Source organism: Mesorhizobium sp. M7A.F.Ca.MR.362.00.0.0 (assembly GCF_004023175.1).
Taxonomy (GTDB): Bacteria; Pseudomonadota; Alphaproteobacteria; order Rhizobiales; family Rhizobiaceae; genus Mesorhizobium.
On record NZ_RZTF01000807.1, the window covers coordinates 1 to 310 of the forward strand.

A 310-nucleotide genomic window follows, 5' to 3' on the forward strand; every position below is an offset into this window, starting at 1 on the left:
CGATAGCCTTGAGCCTGAGATTGAGCTGACCGATCTCAGAAGGGCCTGGGGTCCACTTGACTTGGAGAATTACGCGCATAGTTTGGCACGGCCTGGTCTCGATCTTCAGGTTGTGTTGGCCAAGAGAGACAAAGTGGTGTTGCCAGAGCTATCGGAGAGGTTCATGCAGATGCTGAAGGACGCCGGGGCTAGGCCAAATATTTTGGAATTAAACTGTGGTCACTATTCGCTCGCCATGCCGCCTTACATTTTGTTGGCCGGTTTGAGCTTGAAGCGGTTACTAACGCGCGGCCGTTGAGCGGTTTCTGTC

1 pseudogene is annotated in these 310 nt (G+C 53.2%); it reads left to right on the forward strand.

The annotated features are described in order from the left end of the window. Positions 1 to 298: pseudogene (locus EOC06_RS37840) on the forward strand (dienelactone hydrolase-related enzyme); the annotation flags it as partial. Between the last annotated feature and the right edge of the window lie 12 nt (positions 299 to 310).